General features: G+C 74.9%; 11 protein-coding genes. 4 read left to right on the top strand and 7 right to left on the bottom strand.

The features are described from left to right. Positions 1-140: 140 nt before the first annotated feature. Positions 141-1091, top strand: coding sequence for a PAC2 family protein (locus tag ACWDRR_RS38830; RefSeq protein ID WP_449777003.1), 951 nt, complete (start codon positions 141-143; stop codon positions 1089-1091). 78 nt (positions 1092-1169) lie between these two features. On the opposite strand, the gene mshC is transcribed toward ACWDRR_RS38830, so the two are convergent. The 6 genes from mshC to ACWDRR_RS38860 form a co-directional block, all read right to left on the bottom strand. Then, a complete protein-coding gene (gene mshC, locus ACWDRR_RS38835; protein ID WP_449777004.1) occupies positions 1170-2399 on the bottom strand; it encodes a cysteine--1-D-myo-inosityl 2-amino-2-deoxy-alpha-D-glucopyranoside ligase in 1230 nt (409 codons plus the stop codon). 220 nt (positions 2400-2619) lie between these two features. Further along, complete coding sequence (locus ACWDRR_RS38840; RefSeq protein ID WP_449777005.1) at positions 2620-3489, bottom strand: dioxygenase family protein; 870 nt, start codon at positions 3487-3489, stop codon at positions 2620-2622. A gap of 162 nt (positions 3490-3651) precedes the next feature. Further along, positions 3652-4569, bottom strand: coding sequence for a helix-turn-helix domain-containing protein (locus ACWDRR_RS38845; protein WP_449777006.1), 918 nt, complete (start codon positions 4567-4569; stop codon positions 3652-3654). Positions 4570-4712: 143 nt separating this feature from the next. Beyond that, complete coding sequence (locus tag ACWDRR_RS38850) at positions 4713-5594, bottom strand: SCO1664 family protein (RefSeq protein ID WP_449777007.1); 882 nt, start codon at positions 5592-5594, stop codon at positions 4713-4715. Beyond that, positions 5564-6133: a DUF3090 domain-containing protein gene (locus tag ACWDRR_RS38855; RefSeq protein WP_449777008.1), complete on the bottom strand. Its 570-nt coding sequence runs from the start codon at positions 6131-6133 to the stop codon at positions 5564-5566. The genes ACWDRR_RS38850 and ACWDRR_RS38855 overlap by 31 nt, the downstream gene beginning before the upstream one ends. A gap of 300 nt (positions 6134-6433) precedes the next feature. Further along, entirely contained in the window at positions 6434-7141 is a 708-nt protein-coding gene (locus ACWDRR_RS38860; RefSeq protein WP_449777009.1) for a histidine phosphatase family protein, read from the bottom strand. A gap of 307 nt (positions 7142-7448) precedes the next feature. On the opposite strand from ACWDRR_RS38860, the gene ACWDRR_RS38865 reads away from it, so the two are divergent. Continuing rightward, positions 7449-8441, top strand: coding sequence for a magnesium and cobalt transport protein CorA (locus ACWDRR_RS38865; protein WP_449777010.1), 993 nt, complete (start codon positions 7449-7451; stop codon positions 8439-8441). Between the two features lie 44 nt (positions 8442-8485). Here ACWDRR_RS38865 and ACWDRR_RS38870 read toward each other — a convergent pair whose 3' ends face one another. After that, a complete protein-coding gene (locus tag ACWDRR_RS38870; protein WP_449777011.1) occupies positions 8486-9535 on the bottom strand; it encodes an LLM class F420-dependent oxidoreductase in 1050 nt (349 codons plus the stop codon). Positions 9536-10005: 470 nt separating this feature from the next. Between ACWDRR_RS38870 and ACWDRR_RS38875 the strand changes: the two genes are divergently transcribed. Further along, entirely contained in the window at positions 10006-10986 is a 981-nt protein-coding gene (locus ACWDRR_RS38875; RefSeq protein ID WP_449777012.1) for an aldo/keto reductase, read from the top strand. A gap of 234 nt (positions 10987-11220) precedes the next feature. Next, complete coding sequence (locus tag ACWDRR_RS38880; RefSeq protein WP_449777013.1) at positions 11221-13344, top strand: helix-hairpin-helix domain-containing protein; 2124 nt, start codon at positions 11221-11223, stop codon at positions 13342-13344. Positions 13345-13502 lie beyond the last annotated feature (158 nt).

The following is a 13502-nucleotide window of genomic DNA, read 5'->3' on the forward strand; positions in this document are numbered from 1 at the left end:
TAGGCTGGGCAGGTAGGGACCATGGAGCGAGGCGTTCCATGGGTGACGAGAGGTTCGACAGTCGGCAGCCGGCCCGCCGGCGCCTCGGCAGGCCAGCCGGGGCGGGGTACGTCCGTCCGCCGACCGGAGGGAGACGCTGGGTGATCGAGTTGGAAGATGTTCCCGAGTTGATCGACCCGGTGATGGTCTGCGCCTTCGAGGGCTGGAACGACGCCGGGGACGCCGCCTCGGCGGCCGTGGCGCATCTGGACGAGACCTGGGGCGGCAAGGTGTTCGCCGCCCTGGACGCCGAGGACTACTACGACTTCCAGGTCAACCGGCCCACGGTCTGGCTGGACGGCGGCATCCGCCGGATCACCTGGCCGACCACCCGGCTCTCGGTGGTCCGGGTGACCGAGCCCACGACCCGGGACATCGTCCTGGTGCGCGGCATCGAGCCCAGCATGCGCTGGCGCTCGTTCTGCAACGAGCTGCTCGGCTTCGCGCACGAGCTGGGCATCGAGCTGGTGGTGATCCTGGGCGCGCTGCTCGGGGACACCCCGCACAGCCGCCCGGTCCCGGTCAGCGGGGTCACCTCCGACCCGGAGCTGGCCCAGCGGCTGGACCTGGAGGAGAGCCGCTACGAGGGCCCGACCGGGATCGTCGGAGTGCTCCAGGAGGCCTGCACGCACGCCGGGGTGCCGGCCGTGACGCTCTGGGCAGCGGTGCCGCACTACGTCGCGCAGCCGCCGAACCCGAAGGCCACGCTCGCGCTGATCAACAAGCTGGAGGACCTGCTGGACCTGCGCATCCCGCCGGGCGAGCTCGGCGAGGACTCCCGGGCCTGGCAGCTGGGCGTGGACCAGCTGGCCGCCGAGGACACCGAGGTGGCCGAGTACGTCCAGCAGCTGGAGGAGGCGCAGGACACCGCCGAGCTGCCGGAGGCCTCGGGCGACGCGATCGCCCGCGAGTTCGAGCGCTATCTGCGGCGCCGGGAGAACGTCGGGCCGGCCGGTGAGAAGCCGGTCGCCGGGCATGCCACGGCGGAGCGGCCGAGCGATCCCGAGCCGCCGGCCGCCCGGGAGAGCCAGGACGGCGGCGAGGAGGACTGACCCTCCCCGCCGGATCGCCGAAGGGGCGCCGGGACCACTGGTCCCGGCGCCCCTTCGTGCGTTCTGCCGCGTGCGGTCCTACAGCGCGATGCCGAGCAGCGCGTCCACCGTGCGGGAGACCAGGCCGGGCGCGCCGATGTCCGTGCCGCCCCCGGCCTCCTGGCCGGCGGCCCAGCGGTCGACCGCGGCCAGCGCCGCGGGCGCGTCCAGGTCGTGCGCGAGCGCCTCCCGGACCTCGGCGAGCAGGGCCTCGGCCGGCGGGCCGTCCGGGCGGGAGACCGCGGCGCGCCAGCGGGCGAGGCGCTCGACGGCCTCGTCCAGGGTGGCCTTGGTCCACTCCCAGTCCTCGCGGTAGTGGTGCGAGAGCAGGGCGAGGCGGATCGCCGCCGGGTCGACGCCCTCGCGGCGCAGCGCCGAGACGAAGACCAGGTTGCCGCGGGACTTGGACATCTTGTGGCCGTCCAGGCCGACCATGCCCGCGTGCACGTACGCCTGGGCGTACGGGTGACCGCCGGTGGCGACCTGGGCGTGTGCGGCGCCCATCTCGTGGTGCGGGAAGGAGAGGTCGCTGCCGCCGCCCTGGATGTCGAAGGACATGCCGAGGAACTGCAGGGCGATCGCGACGCACTCGATGTGCCAGCCGGGGCGGCCGTGGCCGAGCTCGGTGTCCCAGGCGGGCTCGCCCGGGCGGGCGGCGAGCCAGAGCAGGGCGTCCAGCGGGTGCCGCTTGCCGGGGCGGTCCGGGTCTCCGCCGCGCTCGGCGAAGATCGAACGCATGGCCTCCCGGGTCAGGCCGGACACCTCGCCGAAGTGCGGCTCCGACTCGATCGAGAAGTAGACGTCCTCGTCCACCTTGTAGGCGGCGCCGCTCGCCAGCAGCTTCTGGACCAGCGGGACGATCCACGGGATCGACTCGACGGCACCGATGTAGTGGGCCGGCGGGAGCAGCCGCAGGGCGGTCATGTCCTCGCGGAAGAGCGCGGTCTCGCGCTCGGCGAGGGCCACCCAGTCCTGGCCGGTCTCGATCGCCCGCGCCAGCAGCGGGTCGTCCACGTCGGTGACGTTCTGCACGTACAGGACGTCGTGGCCGGCGTCCCTCCACACACGCTGCACCAGGTCGAACGCGTTGTACGTGGCGGCGTGGCCCATGTGGGTCGCGTCGTAGGGGGTGATGCCGCAGACGTAGATCCGGGCGGTGCCGTCCTGCGGGACGACCTCGCGGATACAGCCCGCGGCGGTGTCGTGGATACGAAGGGGGAGCCCCTGACCAGGCAGGGCGGGAACCTCGGAGGCGGGCCAGGCATGCATGGGAATGACTTTAACCGCGCGAACATTTGAAAGCCTAACCAGTGCGCAAGATCGACTGGATTCGCTTCCTATCGTTGCCTGAGCGCTTCTGGACTGATAGAGACCGGCGCTTGACGTGGTCCGCCCGCCGGAGCGCCCGGTTCCGGGCAGGCGGATGAGCGCCCGGCCGGCCCTGCCGCCGACCGGGCGCCCGACCCCCTGGGGGACGCGGCTGGAGCCGCTACAGCCGCTGCCAGAGGGCCGGCACGTTCGGCGGCTCCCAGCCGGTGATGGCGGTGTGCCCCTGGAGGCAGCGGTAGGAGGCGCCGGCGTAGGTGACGCGGTCGCCCGCGTTGTAGAGCGTGCCGGCGGTCCAGGTGCCGCCGGGCGGGGTGGTCGGGGGCGTGGTGGGCGGGGTGGTGGTCGGCGGCGTGGTCGGCGGCGTGGTGGGCGTCTGCGGCACGTTCAGGACGAAGTCGTAGGTGCCCTCCTTCGCCGAGCCGACCTGGCGGACGTTCATCAGCAGCCGGGCGTCGTAGATGGTGTCGGTGCTGTTGCGCGGCTCGCCGGGGAAGTAGAGCTGGGTGGTGAGCACCGGGCGGCCGGGCGCCTGGAGCTTGACGTGGATGTGCCGGGTGCGGCCCGGGTACAGGCCCGGCACGATGGTGGTGAGGGTGAACGCCCCCTGGGCGTTGGTGAACTGGTGACCGCGGAAGGCGAAGCCGGTGTTGTCGTAGGCGCCGTTGACGTCGGCCTGCCAGAAGTCGAGCAGCACGCCGGAGATCGGCAGGCAGGCCCGGCCGAAGACGTAGCCGCTCACGGTGAGCCGGGTGCCGGGGGTGCTGTCGGTGATCAGCGAGGTCCGCAGCGGGGAGTTCGGCTTGAAGTAGGGGCCCTCGGTCTGCTCGATCGTCGGTTCGTCGCCGTCGTGGCAGGCGGGGGTGAGGCCGGGTGCCTCGCCGGTGCCGGCCCGGTCGCGGGCCAGCGCGACGCCGCCGCCGATCAGCAGCGGGGCCGTGCCGAGGGCCGCGGCCGCCTTGAGGACGGTCTTGCGGCTGATCCGGCGGTCGAACAGGCCCTCCGGCCGGGTGGGCTCTTCGGACGCGGGCATGCGCCGACTCCTTCGGTGGGGGTGTGGGGGTGTGGGGGTGGTGCCGGTGTGGGGGTGGCGCCGGTGTGGGGGGCGGCCCTTGTCATGGTGGGGGCATGACAAGGACCGGGCCGACGACCCGCCCGTTCCGTACGGGCCGGCCATCGGCGGCCAACAGCCAAGCTACGGGCCCCCCGGGGCCGCCGCGATGGACATGATCCGGGGATCGTGGTGATTTCCTCCGACCCGGGCCCGGAACTCCCCCGGCGTCATCCCGGTCTCCCGCCGGAAGAAGCGGCAGAAGTACGCCGGATCGCCGAATCCGGCCTCCCGGGAGACCTGGCGGATCGTCAGTTCCGTCGATGCCAGCAGCCGTTTCGCCTCCAGTGTCTGCTGCTGGCGGATCAGCCGGCCGGGTGTGCAGCCGGTGGCCTGCTTCACCAGGGTCTGCAGATGCCCCGGCGAGACACCCAACTCCTGGGCGCAGGAGGCCACCGAGCGGTGCAACCCGCCCGGGTCGGCGATCAACCGGCCGAAGGCGGCGGCCAGTTCGCTCACCCGGCCGGGCGCCGCGCCGTCCGCGCCCGGGGCACAGGCGCGCAACGCCCGGACGACCAGGATGTGCAGGCTGGCCCGCAGCACGCCGGGGTAGCCGGCCGGCCGCGTCCGGTACTCCTGCTCCATGTCGGCCAGCAACGCGGCGATCGGCCCGGCGTGTTCGCCCAGGGCCAGGGCCGGCCGGGCGGACAGGCCGCGGAGCGCGGCGAGGTCCTCGGGATGGGAGAGCAGGAAGTCCTCGTTGAAGAGGACGACCTGGCCGGTCAGGCCGTCCGCGTCGGCCCAGTAGTGCACCTGGCCGGGCGCGATCACGCACAACTGCGGGGGCTGCAGCGTCCGGTGGACCAGGTCCAGGACGTGGGCGCCGCGGCCGCCGGTGACGTAGACGATCTCGTAGAAGGAGTGCCGGTGGGGGAAGCCCGCGCGGGAGAGCGGGCCGATGGCGTCGAAGCTGCCGATCGCGAACGGGAGCAGATGCGGCAGCGGGACCTGTAAGCGATGCAGCGGCAGGTCCAGGTGGGGGGTGGTCCGTCGCTCGTCCATCGGAGCAGTCTGCGGCCGAGCCGCCGTACCGGTCCAGACCATTGCAGGCCGGGTCCGGTGGCCGCGGTCCGGGCCGGGCAGGGCCGGCCTGCCCGACCCGGCCGGCCCGGGCAGGGCTGAGCCGGGCTGGCTGGTCCGGAGGCCTAGATGGGCGGCCAGGGGATGGACGGCCAGTCCTGCGACGGCAGCGGGTGGCGGCCGGTGCGGAGCAGCTCGGCGACCCGCTCGCGGGTGGCGGTCAGCTCGGCGGCGGTCAGGTGCGGGGCGAGCAGCTCGCCGAGCGCGCCGTCCAGCTGCTCGGCGAGGCCGCCCAGCACCTCCAGCGCCTCCGCCGTCAGCGGCGCGCCGGCCCAGCCCCAGAGCAGGGTGCGCAGCTTGCCCTCGGTGTTGAAGGTGACGCCGTGGTCGATGCCGTAGATCCGGCCGTCGGCGGCGGCGATCAGGTGGCCGCCCTTGCGGTCCGCGTTGTTGAGCACCGCGTCCAGCACGGCGAGCCGGCGCAGCCGCTCGTCGTCGGGGTGGACCAGCAGCGCCGTCCGGCCGTCGCCGACCTCGGCGCGCACGATCGGCAGCCAGCCGTCCTCGGCTCCGCGCGGGTCCTGCAGGGCGAGCAGCGGGTCGGCCTGCGGGTCGGGCTCCACCCAGAGCTGCACCATGCCGGGCCCGTGCGGGCCGTCGCGCAGCACGGTGGGCGGGATCGGCGCCCAGCCGGTGGCGGCGGCGAGCTCGTACGCGGCGACCTCGCGGCCGGCCAGCGTGCCGTCCGGGAAGTCCCAGAGCGGGCGCTCACCGGCCACCGGCTTGTAGACGGCCTGCGCGGTCGGTCCGTCCGGCCCGTCCAGGGTGACGCTGCAGTACAGCGCGGCGTTGGAGGCGTCGGTGAGCCGGCCGTGGACGGTCAGTGCGCCCTCGCGCAGCAGGCGCAGCGCGGTCGGCACGTCCGCGGCCAGGGCGGCACCGGCCACCGGGTCCGCCTGCGGTGCGGTCTCGGTGTTCAGCGCCGGTACCCGTTCGCGCGCGGGCACAGGTGGCCCTCCGGGTCGAGCGGCAGGTTGCAGAACGGGCAGGGCTTGCGGCCGGCCGCGACGAGGTCCAGCGCCCGCTTGGCGAACACCCGGGCCATCGCGCCGGAGAGCCGCACCCGCAGCATGTCCGGGCCGTTCTCGTCGTCCTCGAAGACGGTCTCGGCGGCGTCCTCGCCCTCTTCCTCCTCGATCACCGCCTGCGCCTCGACGACCAGGCAGCTGTCGATGCTGTCCCAGGCCAGGGCCATCGTGCCGACCCGGAACTCCTGCTCCAGCGGCAGGTCCAGCGGCGCGGTGTCGAGCAGGTCCACCGGAGCGGCGGCGGGGATCGCGGAGTCGCCGCCGCTGCGCCGCAGGGCCTCGTCGAGGACCTCCTCGATCCGCTCGGCGAGCGCGGCCACCTGGGTCTTCTCCAGCAGCACGCTGGTGATCCGCCCCCGGGCGCTGGCCTGCAGGTAGAACGCCCGGGCGCCGGGCTGGCCGACGGTGCCGGCGACGAACCGTTCGGGCTGGTCGTAGAAGAAGACCTGACGGGGCACGCTCTCGCTCCGGATCGTTTCGATCGTCGTATGTCGTGTGGGTCGTGTGGTGTCGTGCGGTCGTTCGGTCGGGCGTCCGGCGGTTGTCTGTCGGACGGGTCCGGCCCCCCGGACACCGGTGGGCCGGGTCGCGGCAGGCTCGCTAGTCACCCTACGACCTCCGGGCCCGGCCCGGGGAGCCGAGCCGGTGACGGGGGGTCCGGCGGCGTCGGCGGGGCCTGCGGGCCGTGGCGGCCGGGACCGGCCGGTGGCGGCTCCGCGCGGCGGTCGCCGGGCCGGTGCCGTCGCCGGGGCGGTCGGTCAGGCCGTGCCGCCGACCACCGCGTCCCCGGCCGGGGTCGCGGCCCCGCCGCCGTGCCCGCCGCCGCTCGGCTTCGGCGCGAGCGAGGTGAGGTCGCCCGTGTCGCCCATTCTCAGCACGAAGGGTCGCTGCGGGGTGTAGCGGATCGCGGTGACCGAGCAGGGCTCGACGCTGATCCGCTGGAAGTGGTCGAGGTGCAGGCCGAGTGCGTCGGCCACCACCGCCTTGATCACGTCACCGTGCGAGCACGCGAGCCAGACCGCGTCCTCGCCGTGCTCGGCGGCGATCTTCGCGTTCCACTCGCGGACCGCGTTCACCGTGCGGTGGCTCAGCTCGCGCAGGGACTCGCCGCCCGGGAAGGCGGCGGCCGCGGCGTGGTCCTGGACGGTGCGCCAGAGCGGCTCCTTGGCCAGTTCGCCGAGCGGGCGGCCGGTCCACTCGCCGTAGTGGCACTCCCCGAGGCGCTCGTCCTCGGCGAGCGCCGCGAGTTCGGGCCGGACGGCGAGCAGCGGCTCCAGGGTCTGCCGGCAGCGGTCCAGCGGGCTGCTGACGGCCTGCACCAGCGGGACGGCGGCGAGCCGGCCGGCCAGCGCGGCGGCCTGCTCGCGCCCGGTGTCGTCGAGGTCCACTCCGGGGGTCCAACCGGCCAGGATTCCGGCGGTGTTCGCGGTGGATCGGCCGTGGCGGACGAGCAGCAGCGTGGGCATGGGGCCCAGCGTAAGGCCTCGCGGGCGGCCCGTGGGGCCCGGCCGCCGTCGCCGCCCGCTGCCGCTGTCCGGTCGGCGGGCCTGCTCGGCCCGGTCCGCCCTGCTCTGCCTGCACTGCCTGCGCTGCTGGTCGGCCTGGTTCGCCTGCTCGGTCCGGTCCGGGCGCCGTGGCGAGCCGGCGGGGGCGGGAGCGGGCCGGCGAGGGCGGGAGCGGGCCGGCGGGGGCCGGAGGAGGAGCCGGTGAGGCCGGTGCGCCGAATCCTCACGCTGGCCGATGTGCCGTCGTCGCGGCCGTCGAGGGGCCAGAATGGCCCGCATGATCGTCCATTGCGCCATCTACCGCGACGGCCGCCGGATCGAGGCGCCCGAGGACTACACCGGCGCCCTCACCGCCGCGCGGGCGGCCGGCAAGGGCAGCTTCGTGTGGATAGGCCTCTTCGAGCCGACCGTCGAGGAACTCGACCGGGTCAGCGAGGAGTTCTCACTGCACCCGCTGGCCGTCGAGGACGCCGTCAGCGCGCACCAGCGCCCGAAGGTGGAGGCCTACCAGGGCTCGCTGTTCGTCGCGCTCAAGACGCTCGGCTACCACCCCGGCGGGCACGCGGTGACCAGCGGCGAGGTGATGCTCTTCGTCGGCGAGGACTTCGTGATGACGGTCCGGCACGGCGCCGACAACCCGCTCGGCGAGCTCCGGGAGGACCTGGAGCGGCAGCCGGACCTGCTGAGGTTCGGGCCGAGCGCCGTCCTGCACTCGGTCTGCGACCTGGTGGTGGACGGGTACGTCGACGTGGCCGTCGGGCTCCAGGCCGACCTCGACGAGCTGGAGGCCGACGTCTTCGCCCCGACCCGGATCGGCCGCGACACCGCCGGGCGGATCTACGGCTACAAGCGCCAGCTGGTGACCGTCCGCCGGGCGACCGGCCCGCTGCTGGACCCGATGCTGCGGCTGGAGCGCGGCGGCGTGCCGTTCGTCCGCCCCGAGGCGCTGCCGTACCTGCGGGACGTCGCCGACCACCTCGCCAAGGCCAACGACCAGGTCGAGGGCATGGACCGGCTGCTCTCCGACATCCTGAGCGCCAACCTGGCGCAGGTCAGCGTGCAGCAGAACAACGACATGCGGAAGATCTCGGCCTGGGCGGCGCTGGCCGCCGTACCGACCATGATCGCGGGCGTGTACGGGATGAACTTCGAGCACATGCCCGAACTGCGCCAGCCCTGGGGCTACCCGGCGGCGGTGGCACTGATGGTGGCGGTCTGCACGGTGCTGCACCGGGTGTTCAAGCGGCACGACTGGCTGTAGCGCGACGGGGCGCGGGCGTGGGCCCGCGCCCGCGGGCGCCCGGATCACGCCAGCCCGGCACGCTCCATCGCCTCGACGCCGGTGCGCAGCGCCTTGACCCGCTCCTCCAGGGTGAACCCGGCCGGCGCCAGGGTGAGCGTGGTGACGCCCGCGTCGGCGTAGGCCTGCATCCGGTCCGCGATCCGGGCGGTGTCGCCGACCAGCGAGGTGGCGTCGATCAGGTCGTGCGGCACGGCGGCCGCGGCGCCCTCGTAGTCCCTGGCCAGGTACTTCTCCTGGATCTCGTCCGCCGCCTGCTCGTAGCCCATCCGCCGGGTGAGCTGGTTGTAGAAGTTCTTCTCCTTGCTGCCCATGCCGCCGATGTAGAGCGCGGCGTAGGAGCGCTGGGAGTCGACCCCGGCCTTGACGTCGTCGCCGACCGCGATGGTGACGGTCGGGCAGAGGTCGAAGTCCTCGTCCAGGGCCTTCCCGGCCTTGGCCCGGCCGGCCCGCAGCGGGTCCAGGGAGAGCGCGGCGTGCTCGGGCGAGAAGAAGATGCCGAGCCAGCCGTCGGCGATCTCGCCGGTCTGCTCCAGGTTCTTCGGCCCGATCGCGGCGATGTACAGCGGGATGTGCTCGCGCACCGGGTGCACGGTGAGCTTGATCGGCTTGCCGGGCCCGCCGGGCAGCGGCAGCGTCCAGTTCGCCCCCTCGTGGACCAGCCGCTCGCGGGACATCGCCTTGCGGATGATCTCCACGTACTCGCGGGTGCGGGCCAGCGGCTTGTCGAACTTCACGCCGTACCAGCCCTCGGAGACCTGCGGGCCGGAGACGCCGAGGCCGAGCCGGAAGCGTCCGCCCGAGAGGGTGTCCAGGGTGGCCGCCGTCATCGCGGTCATCGTCGGCGTGCGGGCCGGGATCTGGAAGATGGCCGAGCCGACGTCGATCCGCTCGGTCTTGGCGGCGACGTAGGACAGCACGGTGGCGGCGTCCGAGCCGTAGGCCTCGGCGGCCCAGCAGACCGAGTAGCCGAGCCGGTCCGCCTCCTGGGCGACGGCGGTGTTGTCGGCGTCCATGCCGAGTCCCCAGTAGCCGAGGTTGATACCGAGTCGCATCTGCCATGCCTTCCAGTCGGGTTGTCCGTGAGGGTAACCGCACGTCCGGCGGCAATGCTACTGGCCGGTAGCTATGGGCTGGGCCACATCCGGATCGGCCGGTCGGGTGGTGATCGTTCTGCGGGTCTGCACACCTGCCCGGGCACCGGCCGCTACGCTCAGCCGACGTGGGGACGCCTCTTCCCACCTGCGCGTTTGCCGGGCCCGCCGATACCGCCGGATTCCGGTGCGCCACCGGTCCGGGCGGCGCGGGCCGCGTGGGCCGCGCGGACGGGGTGAGCGGTCCGAGTGGCACAGGCGGTGTCGGCGGCACAAGCGGTGTCGGCGGCACGAGCGGTGTCGGCGGCACGAGCGGTTTCAGCAGGACGAGTGGTTTCAGCGGTACGAGCGGCATCAGCCGTTCCAGCGGTTCAGCAAGACGAGCGGTATCAGCGGTATCAGGTGTTGTCGGCCAGTGGAGGGCCCGTCCGATGGAAAAGCGCCACCTCGGCCGTACCGGGCTGCAGGTCTCCCGGCTCGGTCTCGGAACCATGACCTGGGGCCGCGACACCGACGAGCACGAGGCCGCCGATCAGCTCAAGGAGTTCGTCGACGCGGGCGGCAACCTCGTCGACACCGCCGACGTCTACGGCGACGGCGGCGCCGAGTACCTGCTCTCCCGGCTGACCGACAACCTGATCCCCCGCTCCGAACTGGTCATCGCCACCAAGGCGGGCAGCGTCCCCGACTCCCCCCGCCGCTTCGACGGTTCGCGCGGCCACCTGCTCGCCGCCCTCGACGCCTCGCTGCGCCGGCTCGGCACGGACTACGTCGACCTGTGGCAGGTGCACGCCTTCGACCCGTCGACCCCGGTCGAGGAGACGCTCAGCGCCCTGGACATCGCCGTCGCCTCCGGTCGCGCCCGGTACGTCGGCGTCTGCGACTACAGCGGCTGGCAGCTCGCGCGGGCCGCCACCTGGCAGCGCGCCCACCACGGCCGGGTGCCGCTGGCCGGCGCGCAGCTGGAGTACTCGCTGCTCCAGCGCGGCATCGAACGGGAGGCGCTGCCCGCCGCCGAGGAGGCGGGCGTCGGGCTGCTCGCCTCCTCGCCGCTCGGCCGCGGCGTGCTCACCGGCAAGTACCGGCACGGAGTCCCGCAGGATTCGCGCGGCGCCTCGCCGTACCTGTCCGGCTTCGTCCAGCCGTACCTCGGGGAGCGCTCGCGGCGGATCGTGGACGCCGTCGCCACCGCCGCCGACGGGCTGGCCAGCAGCCCGCTCGCGGTGGCGCTCGCCTGGGTGCGGGACCGGCCCGGCGTGGCGAGCGCGCTGGTCGGGGCGCGGACGGTGGCACAGCTGCAGTCGGCACTGTCGGTGGAGGCGCTTACGCTTCCGGGTGAGATCCGCGGTGCGCTCGACGACATCTCGTCGCCGGTCCACCGCTATCCGGACCAGGGGTGGAGCGAGCTCTAGGGCTGCGCCGCCCCCCGGTGCGGCCGGATCTCGACGACCGACGACCGATGACCGACAGCTGCTGACGACTGATGGCTGATGACGACGTGACCGACCCGGCTCGACCTGATCCGGCCGGGCCGGACCCGACCGTGCCGACCGCGCGTGCCGCGGTGGCGGCCGCACCCGGCCGCCTCCCCGGGGCTCGGCACGGTCGGCGCCCCAGCAGTGGAGTGACCTTTCTTGGAGCGAACGATGAGTGACACGGAGAACGGCGCTCCGGAGGAGACCTCGGCGGCCCCGGGTACGGACGGCCCCGACAAGGCGGCCGCCGTGGCGGCGCTGGCGGAGGCGATCCGGGTGGTCGGGCAGCAGTCGAGCCGCCCGGCGGGCTCCCCGGAGACCCCGGCGGGTGCCCCCGACGCACCCGGGGCGCCGGCCGCCGCCCGCCCCGCCCAGCTCCGGGCCGAGACGGACGAGCAGCGCGCGCAGGCCCTGCGGGCCACCGCCGAGGTGCTCGCCGCGGGCGGCGCACCCACCGACCTCGCGCCCGCCGCCGTGGCCGCGTTCGGCGACGCCGCCGCCGAGGAGTTGCGCGCCGACCCGTGGGCCGTGCTGGCCCTGCCCGGTGTCCGGCCCGAGCACGCGGACGGGTTCGCCCGCGGGCTGCTCGGCCCCGCCGCCGGCCCGGGCGACCCGCGCCGGGCCCAGGCCCTGGTGCCGTGGCTGCTGGAGCAGGCCACCCTGCGCGGCCACTCCGCCGTGGAGATCGGCGAGGTGACGGCCGGGCTGGAACGCCTCGGCCTGCCGGACCCGGCCGCCGCGCTGCAGTCGGCCGTGGTCGACGGCCGGGCGATGCCCTTCCAGGAGGAGCTGACCGGCGCCGAGGCGCACGGCGCGGGCGGCGACGAGGACGACGAGCCGCCGACCCGCACGGTGCTCGCGCTGGAGCGGCTGGCGCTGGCGGAGGAGAGCCTGGCCGACGGGCTGGTCCGCCTGATGTCCACCTTCGTCCCGGGAGTGGACGAGGCCGAGGGCGACGGCGGGACCGCCGAGGAGAGCGACGGCGCCGAGGCCGGCGAGGAGGGCGACGGCGCCGAGGCCGGCGAGGCCGCTACGGCGAACGCGCCGGTCGAGGGCGAGGGGGAGGAGGCCGGCGACGGCTCCGACCCCGCGGGTGCGCCCGTCGCGCCCGGCCCGGCCGCCTGGGAGGCGGCCGCCGTCGCGGCGTCGTCCTCCTCGGCGACCGCTCTCGTCCGGGCCGTCGCGGCAAGCGCCCTGGTCACCCACACGGGTGGCGAGGCGGCCCGCGCCGAGCCGGTCGCCCTGGTGCGCGCCGCCGCCGGTCTCGGCCTGCGCGCCTGGGCCGCCACCTGGACCGAGCAGGGCCGGGACAGCCTCGCCGCGCTCGCCGACGGCCCGGTGTCCGTCGCCACCCTGGCCGAGCTGCTGTCCGGTGCGACCGGCCCCGGCCGCTCCTCGGACGGCACGCTCGCGCTCGACGTCCTCGTCGTGCTGGACGCCCCGCTGCTGGACGTCGAGCTGGCCGCCACCCTGCTGGAGTCGCTCGCCGACGGCACCCGGCTGGTCCTGAGCGGCGACCCGGGTCAGCTCTGGTCGGCCGGCCCGGGCCGGTTCTTCGCCGACCTGCTGGCCGCCAAGGTCTGCCCCTCGGTGGCCTCCCGCACCCCGGACTTCGGTCCGATCGGCGAACTGGTCTCCGGCATCGGCATCGGCGAGCTCCAGCCGGTGGAGGCGCCGGACAAGGAGGTGGTCATCCTGACCGCCAAGGACGGCGGCGAGGCCGTCCACCGCGCCATCCAGCTGCTCACCGACTCCATCCCGCGCGCGCTCGGCATCCCCGCCGAGCAGGTGGTGCTGCTGACCCCCGGCCACGGCGGCGCCGCCGGGACCCGGGCGCTGAACGCCGCCGCGAAGGCCCGCCTCAACCCCGGCCCGGGCCGCTTCGGCGGCTTCGACCCGGGCGACCGGGTGGTGGACTCCCCCGCCCCCGGCGTCGTCCGCCCCGCCCGGGTGCTCGACGGCGACGCGGCCGGCCTGCACCTGGAGTACCCGGACGGCTCGCGCCGCAGCGTCCCGCCGGCCGAGGCCGGTCGGCTGCGGCACGGCTGGGCGCTGACCGTCCACCAGGCGGTCGGCCGCCGCTGGCCGGGCGCGGTCGTCGTCCTCCCCGAGGACGCGGGCGCCGCCCTCACCCGCCAGTGGGTCTACACCGCGTTCGGCCGCGGCGAGCGCCACCTCTCGGTGGTCCACGCGGCCGGCCCGGCCCTCCCGCAGGCCGTCGCCGAGCGCCCGGCCCCGCCCCGCACCACCCGGCTGCGGGCGATCCTCGCCGAGAACGCCGCCGAGTCCTCCTAGGACCGGTCCGGCGCCCTGTGCGGCGCCCCGGGTGGCCCGGTCGGCGACGTGCCTCGTCGACCGGGCCACCCGCTCCACTGCCCGGCCGGCCCTGTCAGGGGGTGGCTCTACGGTGTTCCGGGGCCACCACCGGTGGCCGGCTACGGGCAAAGGGGAGA

Source organism: Kitasatospora sp. NPDC003701 (genome assembly GCF_053587085.1).

What these genes read in the sequence shown, in the direction of transcription:
- mshC (WP_449777004.1), bottom strand. Translation starts at nt 2,399, where the DNA reads ATGCATGCCTGGCCCGCCTCCGAGGTTCCCGCCCTGCCTGGTCAGGGG.
- ACWDRR_RS38840 (WP_449777005.1), bottom strand. Translation starts at nt 3,489, where the DNA reads ATGCCCGCGTCCGAAGAGCCCACCCGGCCGGAGGGCCTGTTCGACCGC.
- ACWDRR_RS38845 (WP_449777006.1), bottom strand. Translation starts at nt 4,569, where the DNA reads ATGGACGAGCGACGGACCACCCCCCACCTGGACCTGCCGCTGCATCGC.
- ACWDRR_RS38860 (WP_449777009.1), bottom strand. Translation starts at nt 7,141, where the DNA reads ATGCCCACGCTGCTGCTCGTCCGCCACGGCCGATCCACCGCGAACACC.
- ACWDRR_RS38865 (WP_449777010.1), top strand. Translation starts at nt 7,449, where the DNA reads ATGGCCCGCATGATCGTCCATTGCGCCATCTACCGCGACGGCCGCCGG.
- ACWDRR_RS38870 (WP_449777011.1), bottom strand. Translation starts at nt 9,535, where the DNA reads ATGCGACTCGGTATCAACCTCGGCTACTGGGGACTCGGCATGGACGCC.
- ACWDRR_RS38875 (WP_449777012.1), top strand. Translation starts at nt 10,006, where the DNA reads ATGGAAAAGCGCCACCTCGGCCGTACCGGGCTGCAGGTCTCCCGGCTC.
- ACWDRR_RS38880 (WP_449777013.1), top strand. Translation starts at nt 11,221, where the DNA reads ATGAGTGACACGGAGAACGGCGCTCCGGAGGAGACCTCGGCGGCCCCG.